Here is a 15,964-nt window from a genome sequence, read left to right on the forward strand (position 1 = left end):
AGAATCATGGGGTATGAAGCAGGCCAATACGATGTGATTGTGATTGGCGCCGGGCATGCCGGTGTTGAGGCTGCCCTCGCATCAGCACGCCAAGGCGCCAAAACACTTGTCTTGACCATCAACCTAGATATGGTTGCATTTATGCCATGTAATCCGTCTGTCGGCGGCCCCGCAAAAGGGATTGTCGTCCGCGAAATTGACGCGCTCGGCGGAGAAATGGGCAGAAACATCGATAAAACGCATATACAAATGAGAATGCTGAATACTGGAAAAGGTCCTGCCGTCCGTGCATTGCGTGCGCAAGCAGACAAATTCCAATATCAGCACGAAATGAAAAATACACTTGAAAAAGAACCAAACTTAACAATGCTGCAAGGAATTGTGGAGCGGCTGATCGTTGAAGACGGCGAATGCCGCGGTGTCATTACACAAACAGGCGCGCATTATCGTGCGAAAGCGGTTGTCATGACGACAGGGACATATTTAAGAGGACGAATCATTCTTGGAGATCTGTCTTACTCAAGCGGTCCGAATAACCAGCAGCCTTCTATTAAGCTTTCTGAGCACTTGGAGGAACTGGGCTTTGACCTTGTTCGTTTTAAAACAGGTACGCCGCCTCGCGTGAAAAGCGACACGATTGATTACAGCAAAACGGAAATTCAGCCTGGTGACGATGTGCCTCGCGCTTTCTCATATGAAACTGTGGAATATATTACAGATCAGCTTCCTTGCTGGCTGACATATACAAGCCCTGAAACACATGAGATTATCGACGGCAACCTGCACCGTTCACCGATGTATTCCGGCATGATCAAAGGCACGGGCCCTAGATATTGCCCGTCCATTGAAGATAAAGTTGTCCGTTTTAATGATAAACCGCGTCACCAAATCTTCCTTGAGCCGGAAGGCAGAAATACACAGGAAGTCTATGTCCAAGGTTTATCTACAAGTCTTCCAGAAGATGTACAGCAAAGAATGCTTGCAACGATTCCGGGTCTTGAAAACGTGCAAATGATGAGAGCCGGCTATGCGATTGAGTACGATGCGATCGTACCGACACAGCTATGGCCGACACTTGAAACGAAAAAAATCACAAACCTTTATACTGCGGGCCAAATTAACGGAACATCCGGTTATGAAGAAGCTGCAGGACAAGGAATTATGGCGGGGATCAATGCAGGGCGAAAAGCGCTTGGAGAAGAAGAAGTGATTCTGAGCCGTTCTGACGCCTACATTGGTGTTCTGATTGATGACCTTGTCACGAAGGGAACAAACGAGCCATACCGTCTTCTCACATCACGTGCTGAATACAGATTGCTTCTTCGCCATGACAATGCTGATTTGCGCCTGACAGAAATCGGACATCGCATTGGATTGATTTCTGATGAGCGCTATGCAGCTTTTGAACAGAAAAAAGCGGCGATCGAAGCGGAGAAAAAACGTCTGTATTCTGTGATTATCAAGCCGTCTCCGGAAAATCAAGAATATATCCGTTCTCTTGGCGGAAGCGAATTGAAAGATGGGGTTCGCGGCACAGACTTGATGAAACGTCCTGAAATGAACTATGAAACAGTCACAAAACTGGCGCCGCCAGAAGTGCCGGTTCCGCAAGACGTGGCAGAACAAGTAGAAATCCAAGTGAAATATGAAGGATATATTGAAAAATCTCTTCAGCAAGTGGAAAAACTGAAGAAGATGGAAAATAAGAAAATTCCGGATCGAATTGATTATGACGCAATTAAAGGGATCGCGACTGAGGCGCGTCAAAAGCTGAAAGATGTACGGCCTCTGTCTGTTGCCCAAGCTTCCCGCATTTCCGGTGTAAATCCAGCAGACATTTCAATTCTATTGGTGTATTTAGAGCAGGGACGCATTGCGAAGATAGCCGAATAGAAAGGATGACGGCATGAATATTGAAGAATTCACTTCTGGTTTGGCGGAAAAAGGGATATCCCTCTCTCCCCGCCAGCTGGAGCAATTTGAGCTGTATTACGACATGTTGGTTGAATGGAACGAAAAAATTAATCTGACTTCCATTACAGAGAAAAAAGAAGTGTATCTTAAGCATTTTTACGATTCCATTACAGCCGCTTTTTATGTCGACTTCAACCAAGTGAACACGATTTGTGATGTTGGAGCGGGAGCTGGTTTTCCCAGTCTTCCGATTAAAATATGCTTTCCGCACCTCCATGTCACAATTGTGGATTCACTAAACAAGCGGATTACGTTTTTAGAAAAGTTGTCTGAAGCTTTGCAAATGGAGAATACGACATTCTGCCATGACAGAGCTGAAACATTCGGACAGCGGAAAGATGTCCGGGAAAGCTATGATATTGTGACGGCGCGAGCAGTTGCGAGACTATCTGTTTTAAGCGAACTTTGCCTGCCTCTGGTGAAGAAAAACGGTTTATTTGTTGCTTTAAAAGCCGCATCAGCAGAAGAAGAACTGAATGCCGGCAAAAAAGCGATCACGACGCTTGGAGGAGAACTTGAGCATACCCATTCCTTTAAGCTGCCTATTGAAGAAAGCGATCGTAACATTATGGTGATACGCAAGAAAAAAAGTACGCCTAAGAAGTATCCAAGAAAACCGGGAACTCCTAATAAATCGCCAATTGAAGGGTAATTTAGACAGCCTGTTGTGACAATACCATCATATTTTCCTCAAAATTGATGGATGTACAGCAGGAAAAACCATGAGAAAATAGAATTATAAAAATGGCAGTTTTTAAAGGTGGTGTAGGTACATGAAGCATTCATTCTCTCGTTTCTTCGGGCTTGGTGAGAAGGAACAGGAGCCGGAGATTGCTGAACATGAGACAAACAAAGAAGAGATTCTGGAAATACCGGTAAATGCTATCGTTCCCAACCGTTTTCAGCCACGCACCATTTTCTCAGATGAAAAAATCAAAGAGTTAGCAATGACCATTCATACACACGGCATTATTCAGCCGATTGTTGTCAGGCATACAGAAGAAGAAGGCCAATACGAACTCATTGCAGGTGAAAGACGCTGGAGAGCGGTTCAATCGCTCGAGTGGGAAAAGATTCCCGCTATTATTAAGGATTTTTCCGACACGGAAACCGCTTCTGTGGCGTTAATTGAAAACTTGCAACGGGAAGAACTATCTTCTATTGAGGAAGCGCATGCCTATGCTAGGCTTCTTGAGCTTCATGATTTAACACAGGAAGCACTCGCGCAGCGTTTAGGAAAAGGACAGTCAACAATTGCGAATAAGCTGCGGTTATTAAAGCTGCCTCAGCCGGTCCAAGACGCGATCATGGAGAAAAAAATCACTGAGCGTCATGCCAGAGCGCTGATTCCGCTGAAACAGCCTGAGCTCCAAGTCACACTGCTCACAGAGATTATTGAGAAAAGTTTAAATGTAAAACAGACGGAAGACCGCGTGGTAAAAATGCTGGAGCAAGGCCAGAGAAAACCAAAGCCTAGACGCAAAGCGTTCAGCAGAGACACAAGAATTGCAATGAATACGATTCGCCAGTCACTAACAATGGTTGAAGACAGCGGTGTAAAATTGAATACAGAAGAAGAAGAATTTGAAGAATATATTCAATTAACGATCCGCATACCGAAATAAAGCTCTCCTGAAAATTAGGGGAGCTTTATTTTTGTAGTAAAAGGAAATCAATTACTTTTACTTGTTATTGTTTTATTAGAATTCTATTTTTAAGTTTGTGGATACATCCTTCAGTATCCTGTGGAAAAATTACTGCGTACCCCAAACAATATATCGTAATGGCATGCCGAGGAGCATGCAGACGAAAACCTGACTTTTTGAACACTTTTTCGATTTCTTCCGCAATGATTCGAGTTTGATCGGTCTGGGATCGATCTAGCCTGAAACTCTCACTTTCCCCAGTACAAAAGGAACGATATCGTAATATGAGAAACATCTCATCAGCGTAACGGGTACATCTTTGTTTTGTAGACCAAATTCTCTTTTGTACGGAAACTTCTTCTTTTTTCTCTGAAAACTCCTTATTTGAGTCAAAAAAACATAGAAATAACAGAATTTATAAGAGAAAGGATTAGCCACACTTTAATTTTCAATTATTTCCTTTCTTATTCAGAACAAAATGATGAAAAAAATGAAACGCTTTAATCTTTTTTTGATAGAATAGAAGCAAGATAGTACATGTTCATGTGAAAGTAGGTGACATCGTGGGAAAAATCATAGCAATTACGAACCAAAAAGGCGGAGTCGGAAAAACAACGACGTCTGTCAACCTTGGGGCATGCTTAGCTTACATAGGGAAAAGGGTTCTGCTGGTAGATATTGATCCGCAGGGAAATGCGACAAGCGGATTAGGGATTGAAAAAGCCGATGTAGAGCAGTGTGTGTACGATATTTTAGTAGACGATGCAGATGTAATAGATATAATTAAAGCAACGACAGTGGAGAACCTGGACGTGATTCCTGCGACAATACAGCTTGCAGGAGCTGAAATCGAGCTGGTTCCGACGATTTCAAGAGAAGTGAGACTGAAGAGGGCGCTTGAAGCAGTAAAGCAGAATTATGATTACATTATCATTGACTGTCCGCCTTCCTTGGGGTTGTTGACGATTAACGCGCTTACTGCCTCAGATTCTGTTGTGATTCCTGTACAGTGCGAATATTACGCGTTGGAGGGGCTCAGCCAGTTATTAAATACAGTACGTCTTGTGCAAAAGCATTTGAATACGGATTTAATGATTGAAGGTGTATTGCTGACAATGCTTGATGCCCGGACGAATCTCGGCATCCAAGTGATTGAAGAGGTTAAGAAGTATTTTAGAGATAAAGTATATAAGACGGTTATTCCGCGTAATGTCCGTCTAAGCGAGGCACCGAGTCACGGAAAACCCATCATTTTATACGATCCGCGGTCAAGAGGTGCGGAAGTATATTTAGATTTAGCAAAGGAAGTGGCTGCGAATGGCTAAAGGCCTTGGAAAAGGGATTAATGCGTTGTTCAATCAGGTCGATTTGTCGAATGAGACAGTTGAAGAAATTAAAGTTGCCGATTTACGCCCTAATCCTTATCAGCCAAGAAAACACTTTGATGACGAGGCATTAGCTGAACTAAAAGAATCTGTGCTGCAGCATGGCATTCTTCAGCCGCTTATCGTCAGAAAATCTTTAAAAGGCTATGATATTGTTGCGGGTGAACGGCGTTTTCGAGCGGCAAAGCTTGCGGGTTTAGACACGGTTCCGGCCATTGTCCGCGAATTATCAGAGGCATTAATGAGAGAAATCGCTTTATTGGAAAACCTTCAGCGTGAAGATTTATCGCCGCTTGAAGAGGCTCAGGCTTACGATTCTTTGCTGAAACACTTAGATCTCACGCAAGAACAGCTTGCTAAACGTTTGGGGAAAAGCAGGCCGCATATTGCGAATCATTTAAGATTACTGACACTTCCAGAAAACGTTCAACATCTTATTGCTGAAGGTACGCTTTCGATGGGACATGGACGCACGCTTCTTGGCCTGAAAAACAAAAGTAAGCTTGAACCGCTTGTACAAAAAGTCATTGCGGAGCAGCTCAATGTTCGACAGCTTGAACAGCTGATTCAGCAGTTAAATCAGAATGTTTCACGTGAAACAAAGAAAAAAGAGCCTGTGAAAGACGCGGTTCTTAAAGAACGGGAATCCTATCTGCAAAATTATTTTGGTACAACGGTCAATATTAAACGACAAAAGAAAAAAGGAAGAATTGAGATTGAATTTTTCTCAAATGAAGATCTTGATCGGATTTTAGAGCTTTTGTCTGAAAGAGAATCGTAAATACAGAAACCATCTTTCAAAAGAAGATGGTTTTTTGAATTAGATGCGCCCGGTGATCCTTTGAAGCGGGCTCAGGCGTTCGTGCCTCCACCCTGTCCGATCAGTTGCACTCAATCCTTCAGCAAGAACATTTGCCATATTCATGACCAAGTGCAGCCTTGTATTTTGTAAAACAAAGTATTCCATAAAACCACTCACATTTACAATTCCGTTAATATGAAGATCTCCCACTTCAGGAAGGTCCTTTTGCACACCGGCTCCCGGCTTTAGTGGTCCCTCTCCGATTTGAAAAGAACCTACACTTTTAACGCGTCCTAAGCATGCATCGACTGCTATAATGAATGGGTTTTTATGTATTTTTTGAATGTCTTGAATTTTATCCTTCATATTCACAGCGTGGACAGGATCAGATAAAGTGCCATAGACATGAAATCTAGTGAGCTGCATTTGTTTGAGTTTCATTCCTACGAGCGGGCCTAATGAATCACCGGTTGAACGGTCTGTTCCGATACAAACCACGATAATGGGTTTGCCGGCAGCTTTCCGCAAGGATGAAGAAAGGATGGTTTGGATCTGTTTTACTGCGGCTGCATCCGTGTGTGAAACATATTGCTTTACTCGTTCCTGAGAGGAAAAAAGCCCGCCTTTTCGATTCATAGGTTTCACTTCCTTGTTATAGTAGGTAGCAAAGTGGCTGTGGTGTGTGTTTAGATATGTAAGGTTGTTTACAGTATATCCAGCAGTACGATCTTTTATGCTTCGTGTATAGAGCCGGATATTTTTTATTCATAGAGGGCGTCATTAGCGGGTTAATGATAAGTATTGTGCCCAAATGTCTCGATACGATCAAGCTAGGGTTTGCTTACAAAACATTTGAGCATATATGGAAGTGTATACCAGTTATCTAAATGGCGACGAATTGAAAGGTTCCGGTATCAGAAGTGATATTTATTATCCTTCAATCGGTGGAAAAGGGTTTCTGGATGGCGATGTATACATGAGAGAAAGTGAAGAATGAGGTTTCTTTCTAAATATCTTATTTTTGACTGCCTGCATCGGCAGTTTTTTTATGTGTATTTTGGATGATAATTTCCTGATGTATATGAAAATATGGCATGTTTGCTTTCAGATACTTATATAGTAACAATAGCGGGAACAAGCCCAACTCTGTGCTATGAGGTGATGATGTTGTGGAGAGCCGGAATGAAGTGGATGCTGCTCATATTAGGGAGCCTGATCGGGGCCGGATATGCGAGCGGTCAGGAGATATGGCAGTTTTTTGGAGTGGAAAGCGGACTTGCTATTGTGCTGTTTACAATCATGTTCATGTTCTCATCTTATATTGTGATGAAAATTAGTTTTACGGTAAAATCCACTCATTTTTTGCCGGTTCTGGAGCATTTGATGGGACCATGGTTGGCGAAAATTTATGATGTCCTCATCGTTTTTTATTTGTTTTCGACGACTATGGTGATGATTGCCGGAGGCGGTGTGACCCTGCAAATGTACAAGCTTCCTTTCTGGTGGGGAATCGCGCTGATTTGTATCGTGACTGTGTGTTTGTTTTTCTGGGATGTGAAAGGGATATTATCAGTAAATGGCGTTATCATTCCTGTATTAGTTGCGGGTTTGCTGTATGCGCTGATCTCCTTTCAGAGCACCCATCACCATACATGGACAATTGATTTGACTAGGCAGTATAACTGGCCTGCAAGCATTACGTTCACCTCTTTAAACATTCTTTCTGTTGTCGCGATTTTATCCTCCGTGGGAAAAGAAATGAAAGGCCTCGGTGAAGCGAAAATCGCCAGTGTGGCAAGCGGTCTTGTTTTTGGCGTGATCTCATTTGTTTATAATGAGACGTTAGTGGAGCTGGCGGGCTCCCTTTCTCAGTTTGAAATCCCGTTGTTTGCCGTCTTGGAGGATTCTCCTTATCTCCTTATTTTATGTATGACGGCGGTTTTGTGCCTAGCGATTTATACAACGACGGTAGCGGGATTGCTTGGGCTCTCAAGCCGGCTGATGGCGCTTGTTCATATGCCGAGATGGATGATTGTATTCATTCTATTAGCATTGATGGTGCCTTTTACTTCTTTTGGATTTTCTGAATTGATCGCATTCTTGTATCCGATATATGGGATGCTGAATTTGTACTTGTTAGTTTGTCTGTTGTTATATCCTATTTTAAGTAAATGGAAATAAGAGGATGTATTTCTTTTCGGGTATCTTAATTGCTCTTCTGATCAGTTTTTTTGTACAATAGATACAGCAGTTTATGAAAAGAGGTGAAGGGTCTTGGCGGATAAAGACTTTGGCCTGAATGATATCGTAGAAATGAAAAAACCGCATCCATGCGGAGCGAACAGCTGGAAAATTATACGCATGGGGATGGATATCCGAGTTAAGTGTGAGGGATGCTCTCACAGTGTGATGATTCCGAGAAGAGAATTTGAAAGAAAACTAAAAAAAGTACTAGTCAAGCATGAGGAGCCTACTTCATAAAAAGGCCGGCACTCATGCTTTTTCATATACAAGGTAAGGAGAAGACGGCGATGGGCAAAGTGCATCAGTCAGCTTGTCCGCTGAATTGCTGGGACAGCTGCGGCTTTTTGGTGACTGTTGATGAGGGAAAAGTAACAAAAGTGGACGGTGATCCGAACCATCCGATTACGGAAGGCAAGATCTGCGGACGCGGCAGAATGCTTGAGACAAAAACAAATTCGCCTGAGCGGCTTCGCTATCCGATGAAAAAACAAAATGGCGAGTTTGTGCGGATTTCCTGGGAGCAGGCGCTTGATGAAATTGCCGACAAGCTTCGGGAGATCAAAGAAACGTCGGAAACGACTGCTGTTTTGCACAGCCATGATTATGCCAATAACGGTTTGTTAAAGGCGCTCGATCAGCGTTTTTTTAATGGATATGGCGGCGTGACTGAAATCGTCGGAAGCATATGCTGGGGCTCCGGTATCGAGGCGCAAAGCTGGGATTTCGGCCGTTCGTACGGACACGGCCCGCTTGATATTTATAACAGCAAGCATGTTGTTGTATGGGGAAGAAATGTATCCAGAACAAATATGCACTTATACCATCACTTGCAGCAGGTGAAGAAAAAGGGAGCCACAATTACGGTGATTGACCCGATCTTCAACCCGACTGCCAAACTTGCAGATCGCTATATCTCTGTCAAGCCCGGAATGGATGGCTGGCTTGCGGCAGCTGTTTTAAAGGTTCTGATTGAGACGGGAAGAACCGATGAGACGTTTATTTCTGAGCACTCTGTCGGTTTTGATGATGTGAAAAAGCTATTAGAAACGGTTTCTTTAGAGGAGTTTATTGTGAAAACAGAAACGTCTATGGAGGAACTGGCGTATTTGGCTGGTTTGTATGCAGATGGCCCGGTTTCTACCTTTATGGGGCTCGGCATGCAGCGATATAAAAACGGCGGCGAAACGATTCGTTGGATTGATGCACTTGCAGCGGCAAGCGGAAATGTTGGAATCAAAGGCGGAGGCGCGAATTTCGGGAATGTCCAGATCGGTGAAAGCTTTGCGAAAACGAAGCTGACGCTGCCGGAATTAAAAACAGCATCACGTTCGTTTTCAATGATGACGCAGGCTGAAGAGGTGCTGACGGCTGCTGATCCTGCGATTGAGATGATGATTGTGACGTGCGGGAATCCGCTGACTCAGGTGCCAAATACCAATAAAGTAAGACAAGCCTTTGAAAACATACCGATGACGGTGGCGATTGATTCGATTATGACAGATACGGCAAAGCTATGTGACTATGTGTTGCCGACTGCCACTGTTTTTGAAGAAGAGGATATCTATTATTCCAGTATGTATCATCATTACGTTCAGTACGGGAAGAAGCTTGTTGAGCCGCAGGGTGAAGCGAAATCGGACAGCTGGATCTGGACAAAGCTTGCAGAACGTCTTGGATTTGGCGAGTTGTTTGACCACAGCACTGAAGAATTTTTGGAGATGGGGCTTTCTTCATTGGAAGAAGAGGGTGTGACGCTTGAGCGATTGAAAGAAAAAGGCCATCTCCCTCTTCCAGTCAAGCAGGTTCCGTGGGATGATTATCAGTTTTTGACACCGAGCGGAAAATTTGAATTTACTTCGTCGTTAGCTGAGGAAAAAGGATTTAGCGGTTTGCTTCATTTAAACGTACCTGAAGAATCCGTTTTCCATAATGAACAGTTAGCTGGCAAGTATCCTTACACGCTGCTGTCCATTCATCCGCAACGCTCTAATCACTCTCAGCATGTGCCGTTTATCGAAAAGCTTCAGCACATTCAGGTCGATATTTCTCCAGATATAGCGGCTGAGCAGAATCTTCAGGATGGAGATGCTGTTGCCATCTTTAATGACCGCGGGCGCTTAAAGGGCAAGGTGAAGGTGATGAAGCAGGCTCACCCGAAGACGATTAACATAGATGAAGGTATGTGGGCGGCTTTTGGAGGTTCAGTCAATACCCTGACAAACGATACAAATTCCGATAATGGAATGGGAAGTACGCTTTTTGACTGTTTGGTAGGTTTGAAAAAAGCATAATCAATGGGATCAACAGGCTGAAAATGCTTTTTTGTCAGCTTGTCTTTTCCAGTGAACCTCCTTATAATTGCTCTAGGTTCAAAATACGTTTATTCAATGACGGTTTTATATAGAGGAGATGAAAGAATGGCTTTAACAGCTGGAATTGTCGGTTTGCCGAACGTCGGGAAATCAACATTATTTAACGCAATTACACAGGCCGGTGCCGAATCAGCCAACTACCCGTTCTGCACGATTGATCCGAACGTGGGAATTGTAGAAGTGCCGGACGATCGTCTGCAAAAGCTGACTGAGCTGGTCAACCCGAAGAAGACTGTGCCGACTGCTTTTGAATTCACTGATATTGCAGGGATTGTAAAAGGCGCGTCTAAAGGAGAAGGACTCGGTAACAAATTCCTTTCTCATATTCGCCAGGTTGACGCGATTTGCCACGTTGTCCGTGCCTTTTCTGATGACAACATTACACACGTTTCCGGGAAAGTTGATCCGATTGATGACATTGAAACGATCAACCTTGAGCTGATCCTCGCTGATATGGAAACAGTTGAAAAGCGGATAACACGCGTCAGCAAACTTGCAAAGCAAAAAGATAAAGACGCTGTATTCGAGTTTGAGATTCTGTCTAAACTGAAAGAAGCGTTTGAGAATGAAAAGCCTGCTCGTTCTGTTGAGTTTACAGAAGAGCAGCAAAAGCTTGTAAAGCAGCTTCATTTACTGACTTCGAAGCCTATTTTGTACGTGGCGAACGTAAGCGAGGAGGAAGTGGCTGACCCGTCTGGCAATGAAAATGTAGCGAAGATTCGCGAGTACGCTGCCGGTGAAAACGCTGAAGTTATCGTTGTCTGTGCGAAAATCGAATCCGAAATCGCCGAGCTTGAAGGCGAAGAAAAGCAAATGTTCCTTGAAGAGCTTGGCATTGAAGAATCAGGTCTTGATCAGCTGATCAAGGCGTCATACTCTCTGCTTGGCCTTGCAACATACTTCACAGCCGGAGAACAGGAAGTCAGAGCTTGGACATTCAAAAGAGGCATGAAAGCCCCTGAGTGTGCAGGCGTTATTCATAGTGACTTTGAGCGCGGATTCATTCGTGCTGAAACGGTTGCCTATGAGGATCTTCTTGCGGGCGGCGGTATGGCAGGAGCCAAAGAAGCAGGGAAAGTCCGTCTCGAAGGAAAAGAATATGTGGTCCAAGACGGAGATGTTATTCATTTCCGATTTAATGTATAGGATGCAGTTGTAAAGGGACAAGAGCTTTGGTATAATATAAAATTGTGAGTAATAGAATTATTGCTCCTTGCCCATTATGGGCCGCTTAGTCCAAAAGGAGGTGCAAACAGATGAGAAAGTACGAAGTTATGTACATTATCCGCCCAAACATTGACGATGAGTCTAAAAAAGCAGTTATCGAGCGTTTCAACAACGTTCTGACTTCTAACGGTGCGGAGATCACTGGAACAAAGGATTGGGGTAAACGTCGTCTTGCTTACGAAATCAACGATTTCCGCGACGGTTTCTACCAAATCTTAAACGTTCAAGCTGATGCTGCGGCAGTTCAAGAATTTGACCGTCTAGCTAAGATCAGTGACGATATCATTCGCCACATTGTTGTTAAAGAAGAAGAATAAGCAATTTTGAAATATATAATGGTAAAAGGTGGTCTTTCTTATGCTTAACCGAGTTGTATTAGTCGGAAGACTGACAAAAGACCCAGAGCTTCGTTATACGCCAAACGGTGCGGCTGTTGCTACGTTTACTCTTGCTGTGAATCGTACATTTACGAACCAGTCCGGAGAACGTGAGGCCGATTTCATTAATTGTGTCACTTGGAGAAGACAAGCCGAAAACGTTGCGAACTTCCTGAAAAAAGGAAGCCTTGCAGGCGTAGATGGCCGTTTACAAACAAGAAACTATGAAAACCAGCAAGGACAGCGTGTCTTCGTGACCGAAGTTCAAGCTGAAAGTGTTCAGTTTCTTGAGCCTAAAAGCGGCGGCGGTTCTGGTTCAGGTGGATACAACGAAGGAAACAGCGGCGGAGGCCAGTACTTTGGCGGAGGCCAAAATGATAATCCATTCGGGGGAAATCAGAACAACAACCAGAGACGCAATCAGGGAAACAGCTTTAATGATGACCCGTTTGCCAACGACGGCAAACCGATTGACATCTCGGATGATGATCTTCCATTCTAATGAGAATATCGCTTAATCTAAAACAGAAAGGAGGGAAATGACAATGGCAGGAGGACGCAGAGGCGGTCGTGCGAAACGCCGTAAAGTGTGTTATTTCACTTCTAACGGTATCACGCACATCGACTACAAAGATGTAGATCTTCTTAGAAAGTTTGTTTCTGAGCGCGGTAAAATTTTACCACGTCGTGTAACTGGAACAAACGCTAAATACCAACGTAAATTGACTGCAGCGATCAAACGCGCTCGTCAAATGGCTTTACTTCCATACGTAACTGGTGAGTAAGCTGATACGTAAAGAGCAAGGACTTTCGGGTTCTTGCTCTTTTTTATAGGGGGATGAAACATGAAGCTGATTTCTTGGAATGTAAACGGCCTGCGGGCTGTGATGAGAAAGATGGATTTCCTCTCTTATCTGAAAGAAGAGGATGCAGATATTATATGTCTTCAGGAAACAAAGATACAGGACGGCCAGGTCGATCTTCAGCCTGAAGGCTATCATGTGTATTGGAATTATGCAGTGAAAAAAGGGTATTCTGGCACGGCTGTTTTTTCAAGACGAGAGCCGCTGCGGGTTATGTACGGGATCGGAATAGAAGAGCACGATCAAGAAGGCAGAGTGATTACGCTGGAATTTGAAAATATGTTTGTGATGACCGTTTACACGCCCAATTCTAAAAGGGGCTTGGAGCGGATTGATTATCGCATGCAGTGGGAAGAGGCTTTATTATCTTATATTCTTGAATTGGATCAGAAAAAACCTGTCATTTTATGTGGTGATTTGAATGTAGCTCATCAGGAGATCGATTTGAAAAACCCAAAAGCGAACCGGAATAACGCTGGGTTTTCTGATCAAGAAAGAGAGGCATTCACCCGTTTCTTAGAAGCTGGATTTATAGACTCATTCCGCCACGCCTATCCTGATCTTGAAGGTGCTTATTCCTGGTGGTCGTATCGTGCCGGCGCTCGAGACAGAAATATCGGATGGCGTCTCGATTATGTTGTGGTTTCCGAAAGGCTTAGGGAGCAGATTGAGGATGCTAGCATATCAGCGGACGTCATGGGTTCCGACCATTGCCCTGTTGAACTAATGATTAATATATGATGAGATAAGCAGTAAGGAATTTACACTTACTGCTTTTTTATATAAAAAGGGAGAAAGAGATTGCAAGACTGGTTGTATTGAATCAACATCCATATGTTTCTGAAGAAAAGAGAAAACTTGTTCACCAACTTCCTTATAGCGATTGTCCCTGCTTTGATAAAATCGTAAACGGAATCACCGAGTCGACCTATCAGCATGAGAATGCAACGGTCCTCTTCCCCACCAATTATAACTCCGCTATTGCATTCAACTATTTAGAGCTGTTAAGAACGAAGAAAATAGACGGATTCATCATGACATCCGCGCCAATGACTGGGACAGCAATAGCAGGCGTATGGGCCGATCATCGAATGTGAGGAGACCGGAGACATTGATGTCCCATGTGCGTACAATGACAGAAAAGCTGCGTATGCCGAGAGCGTTCGCTATCTAAAGAGCCGGGGACATGAGAATATTGCTTTTACGTGCGTGAGAGAAGCCGACAGGAGTCCGAGCACGGCTGATAAAGCTGCGGCCTATAAAGTCATCCGCGGAAGGTTGGAAGACCGTCATATGCTGTCTGGATGCAATGATATGAATGACGGTGAGCGGGCAGTGATGAACCCGGGAGTGACGATCGGTGATAATGCGGTGATTGCATCAGGATCTCTTGTCACTAAGGATGTACCTGCCCATACGGTTGTAGGAGGAAATCCTGCGAGGGTGTTGAAGGAATTGTAGTGAGATCAGTGCGGCAGGTCCGCACTGACTTTATTAAATTTGTTTTGCATTCGTATTAGGGCCGAAGCAGATTAACAGCACGGAGCATGCGAGCCAGCAGCCGCCGATAAATAAAAAAACGCTGATATAGCCGAGCTGAACGGCGATAAACCCGACGAGCAATGAGCCAAAGATGTTTGAAAAGCGGCCGAGGCCATAGGCTAAACCGCTGCCTGACGAGCGGTATTCAGTCGGATAAGGTTCTGACGTATAGGCGTATAAGTTCGAGGTGAAAACCCGTTCCGTGATATTCACGATAAAACCAAACACAATGATCATGATCGGAATAAAAGTCATGCCATATAAGAGGCCGGCGATGGCTGTCAAAAAGGCGCTGGCGGCTAAAATCCATTTTCTTTGAAATGTTTCAGAAATCATCGAACCGAGCAGTGCGCCAAGCGGAGCGCCGACGGAGTGCAGCACGTTATACCACAATGTATTTTCCATGGTGACACCATTGCTTTTTAAGAGGCTTGGAACCCATGACGCAAATCCGTAAAATCCAAACGTTTCAAAAATCCATACAGCAGATAAAACGATGGTGATTTTGAGGTTTCTTCCTTTCAACAACCCTGCGTAACCCGCATGCTTCTGAACGGTACTGTTTGCTTTAGGCTGAGCTGGTGCCGGAAGCGGGCCTTTCTCTTGTTCAACCTGAGCCTCAATTCTGTTGAGGATCGCATCGGCTTTCGCGTATTCACCGCGGTTTTCGTGCCAGCGAGGTGATTCTTCGAGACGGCGGATAAAGAAAAAATAAATAAGGCCAACGGCACCCCATACAAATACAAGCCTCCATCCCCATGAACCGAGCGGAATGACAAAGGCAGACACAATATTGGTGATCGGAACGCCGACTAGTCCAATCATGGCACAGAAAGAAATATATTTCCCGCGGACACTGGAAGGAAAAAACTCCGCCAAATAGCTATTGGTAATGACCATAGCCGCTGCGACACCAAATCCGGTGAGAAAACGGAATGCCATTAAAGACGGGATGTCCCATGCTGCGGCATTGAATAGCGATGCGATGGAGAAAACGAAGACAAATAGATGTAAGGCTTTTTTGCGGCCGATTCGATCGGAAAGCCTTCCACCCAGTGATGCACCTAAAAACATGCCTAAAAACGAGGCCGCCGTTATATTGGCAATGGTTGAAAGCGGGACGTGCCAATGCTCAATCAGTGCAGGCGCCACATTGCTGAGGGTAAATAAATCTGCAAGATCGAAGAAATAAACAATGCCGAGAGCAGTTAAGACTTGAAAGTGAGCGCGAGAAATCGGCAGGCGGTCTAAACGATTCGCTGCGTTTGAGAAAGGGTGTTTATTCTTCTGTTTGAAGATTGGATTCATTTAAAACCCTCCTTTTGAGTAGTAAGAAAAGATGGAACACTACCTCTTGGGAATCATTATAAGTAGCTTGATTCTTTGGCGACAGAGTTCAAATCACTAGATGAAAGAACTAAATTCGCACTCTTTATTAACATTTAGCTTAAAAGATTTCCAAAACAGTAGATTTGAAGACCAATTTATGCAAATATATAGGAATATTCTCATTGAAAGGAAGAGACGTAGAA

At 44.0% G+C, this 15,964-nt stretch carries 17 protein-coding genes; 15 read left to right on the forward strand and 2 right to left on the reverse strand.

Features of this window, described 5'->3' with window-relative positions; all coding sequences use genetic code 11:
• Positions 1-6 precede the first annotated feature (6 nt).
• The 5 genes from mnmG to spo0J all read left to right on the forward strand — a co-directional run bounded on the left by mnmG (position 7) and on the right by spo0J (position 5,786).
• The gene (gene mnmG, locus SC79_RS09805; RefSeq protein WP_039074868.1) at positions 7-1,893 is read left to right on the forward strand and encodes a tRNA uridine-5-carboxymethylaminomethyl(34) synthesis enzyme MnmG; all 1,887 of its coding nucleotides are present in this window, start codon (positions 7-9) and stop codon (positions 1,891-1,893) included.
• A gap of 13 nt (positions 1,894-1,906) precedes the next feature.
• The gene (rsmG, locus tag SC79_RS09810) at positions 1,907-2,626 is read left to right on the forward strand and encodes a 16S rRNA (guanine(527)-N(7))-methyltransferase RsmG (RefSeq protein ID WP_039074869.1); all 720 of its coding nucleotides are present in this window, start codon (positions 1,907-1,909) and stop codon (positions 2,624-2,626) included.
• Positions 2,627-2,747: 121 nt separating this feature from the next.
• Positions 2,748-3,599 (forward strand): nucleoid occlusion protein, encoded by an 852-nt coding sequence (noc, locus tag SC79_RS09815; RefSeq protein WP_039074870.1) that lies wholly within the window; start codon positions 2,748-2,750, stop codon positions 3,597-3,599.
• 584 nt (positions 3,600-4,183) lie between these two features.
• Positions 4,184-4,945 (forward strand): sporulation initiation inhibitor protein Soj, encoded by a 762-nt coding sequence (soj, locus tag SC79_RS09820; protein WP_003219244.1) that lies wholly within the window; start codon positions 4,184-4,186, stop codon positions 4,943-4,945.
• Positions 4,938-5,786, forward strand: coding sequence for a stage 0 sporulation protein Spo0J (gene spo0J, locus SC79_RS09825; protein ID WP_039074871.1), 849 nt, complete (start codon positions 4,938-4,940; stop codon positions 5,784-5,786). Before soj ends, spo0J begins: the two co-directional genes overlap by 8 nt.
• Positions 5,787-5,825: 39 nt before the next feature.
• Here spo0J and yyaC read toward each other — a convergent pair whose 3' ends face one another.
• Positions 5,826-6,443 carry a spore protease YyaC gene (gene yyaC / locus SC79_RS09830; protein WP_039074872.1) on the reverse strand — a complete coding sequence of 206 codons (618 nt, stop codon included), beginning with the start codon at positions 6,441-6,443 and terminating at the stop codon, positions 5,826-5,828.
• A 528-nt stretch (positions 6,444-6,971) separates the two neighbouring features.
• Between yyaC and SC79_RS09835 the strand changes: the two genes are divergently transcribed.
• The 10 genes from SC79_RS09835 to SC79_RS21530 all read left to right on the forward strand — a co-directional run bounded on the left by SC79_RS09835 (position 6,972) and on the right by SC79_RS21530 (position 14,351).
• Complete coding sequence (locus SC79_RS09835) at positions 6,972-7,988, forward strand: YkvI family membrane protein (protein WP_039074873.1); 1,017 nt, start codon at positions 6,972-6,974, stop codon at positions 7,986-7,988.
• 93 nt (positions 7,989-8,081) lie between these two features.
• On the forward strand, positions 8,082-8,288 hold the full coding sequence (locus SC79_RS09840) for a DUF951 domain-containing protein (protein WP_039074874.1): 207 nt from the start codon (positions 8,082-8,084) through the stop codon (positions 8,286-8,288).
• A gap of 50 nt (positions 8,289-8,338) precedes the next feature.
• Complete coding sequence (locus SC79_RS09845; protein WP_039074875.1) at positions 8,339-10,342, forward strand: molybdopterin-dependent oxidoreductase; 2,004 nt, start codon at positions 8,339-8,341, stop codon at positions 10,340-10,342.
• A gap of 126 nt (positions 10,343-10,468) precedes the next feature.
• A complete protein-coding gene (gene ychF / locus SC79_RS09850) occupies positions 10,469-11,569 on the forward strand; it encodes a redox-regulated ATPase YchF (protein WP_039074876.1) in 1,101 nt (366 codons plus the stop codon).
• Positions 11,570-11,679: 110 nt separating this feature from the next.
• The gene (rpsF, locus tag SC79_RS09855; RefSeq protein WP_014115888.1) at positions 11,680-11,967 is read left to right on the forward strand and encodes a 30S ribosomal protein S6; all 288 of its coding nucleotides are present in this window, start codon (positions 11,680-11,682) and stop codon (positions 11,965-11,967) included.
• 40 nt (positions 11,968-12,007) lie between these two features.
• Positions 12,008-12,529, forward strand: a complete 522-nt coding sequence (ssbA, locus tag SC79_RS09860; RefSeq protein ID WP_039074877.1) for a single-stranded DNA-binding protein SsbA — start codon at positions 12,008-12,010, stop codon at positions 12,527-12,529.
• A gap of 43 nt (positions 12,530-12,572) precedes the next feature.
• Entirely contained in the window at positions 12,573-12,812 is a 240-nt protein-coding gene (gene rpsR / locus SC79_RS09865; RefSeq protein ID WP_010332656.1) for a 30S ribosomal protein S18, read from the forward strand.
• A gap of 60 nt (positions 12,813-12,872) precedes the next feature.
• The gene (gene xth, locus SC79_RS09870) at positions 12,873-13,631 is read left to right on the forward strand and encodes an exodeoxyribonuclease III (RefSeq protein ID WP_039074878.1); all 759 of its coding nucleotides are present in this window, start codon (positions 12,873-12,875) and stop codon (positions 13,629-13,631) included.
• A 77-nt stretch (positions 13,632-13,708) separates the two neighbouring features.
• Positions 13,709-13,987 (forward strand): hypothetical protein, encoded by a 279-nt coding sequence (locus tag SC79_RS21525; RefSeq protein ID WP_156122668.1) that lies wholly within the window; start codon positions 13,709-13,711, stop codon positions 13,985-13,987.
• A gap of 13 nt (positions 13,988-14,000) precedes the next feature.
• Positions 14,001-14,351: a hypothetical protein gene (locus tag SC79_RS21530; RefSeq protein ID WP_269422340.1), complete on the forward strand. Its 351-nt coding sequence runs from the start codon at positions 14,001-14,003 to the stop codon at positions 14,349-14,351.
• A gap of 33 nt (positions 14,352-14,384) precedes the next feature.
• Here SC79_RS21530 and SC79_RS09880 read toward each other — a convergent pair whose 3' ends face one another.
• A complete protein-coding gene (locus SC79_RS09880; protein ID WP_039074879.1) occupies positions 14,385-15,740 on the reverse strand; it encodes an MFS transporter in 1,356 nt (451 codons plus the stop codon).
• Positions 15,741-15,964 lie beyond the last annotated feature (224 nt).

Origin of the sequence: Bacillus sp. MSP13, from assembly GCF_000815295.1 — a bacterium.
In the GTDB taxonomy this organism is placed as follows: domain Bacteria; phylum Bacillota; class Bacilli; order Bacillales; family Bacillaceae; genus Bacillus; species Bacillus vallismortis.

Excerpts from the sequence above, each read along its gene's own strand:
- mnmG (WP_039074868.1), top strand. The coding sequence starts at position 7 with ATGGGGTATGAAGCAGGCCAATACGATGTGATTGTGATTGGCGCCGGG.
- rsmG (WP_039074869.1), top strand. The coding sequence starts at position 1,907 with ATGAATATTGAAGAATTCACTTCTGGTTTGGCGGAAAAAGGGATATCC.
- noc (WP_039074870.1), top strand. The coding sequence starts at position 2,748 with ATGAAGCATTCATTCTCTCGTTTCTTCGGGCTTGGTGAGAAGGAACAG.
- spo0J (WP_039074871.1), top strand. The coding sequence starts at position 4,938 with ATGGCTAAAGGCCTTGGAAAAGGGATTAATGCGTTGTTCAATCAGGTC.
- yyaC (WP_039074872.1), bottom strand. The coding sequence starts at position 6,443 with ATGAATCGAAAAGGCGGGCTTTTTTCCTCTCAGGAACGAGTAAAGCAA.
- SC79_RS09835 (WP_039074873.1), top strand. The coding sequence starts at position 6,972 with ATGTTGTGGAGAGCCGGAATGAAGTGGATGCTGCTCATATTAGGGAGC.
- SC79_RS09845 (WP_039074875.1), top strand. The coding sequence starts at position 8,339 with ATGGGCAAAGTGCATCAGTCAGCTTGTCCGCTGAATTGCTGGGACAGC.
- ychF (WP_039074876.1), top strand. The coding sequence starts at position 10,469 with ATGGCTTTAACAGCTGGAATTGTCGGTTTGCCGAACGTCGGGAAATCA.
- rpsF (WP_014115888.1), top strand. The coding sequence starts at position 11,680 with ATGAGAAAGTACGAAGTTATGTACATTATCCGCCCAAACATTGACGAT.
- ssbA (WP_039074877.1), top strand. The coding sequence starts at position 12,008 with ATGCTTAACCGAGTTGTATTAGTCGGAAGACTGACAAAAGACCCAGAG.
- rpsR (WP_010332656.1), top strand. The coding sequence starts at position 12,573 with ATGGCAGGAGGACGCAGAGGCGGTCGTGCGAAACGCCGTAAAGTGTGT.
- xth (WP_039074878.1), top strand. The coding sequence starts at position 12,873 with ATGAAGCTGATTTCTTGGAATGTAAACGGCCTGCGGGCTGTGATGAGA.
- SC79_RS09880 (WP_039074879.1), bottom strand. The coding sequence starts at position 15,740 with ATGAATCCAATCTTCAAACAGAAGAATAAACACCCTTTCTCAAACGCA.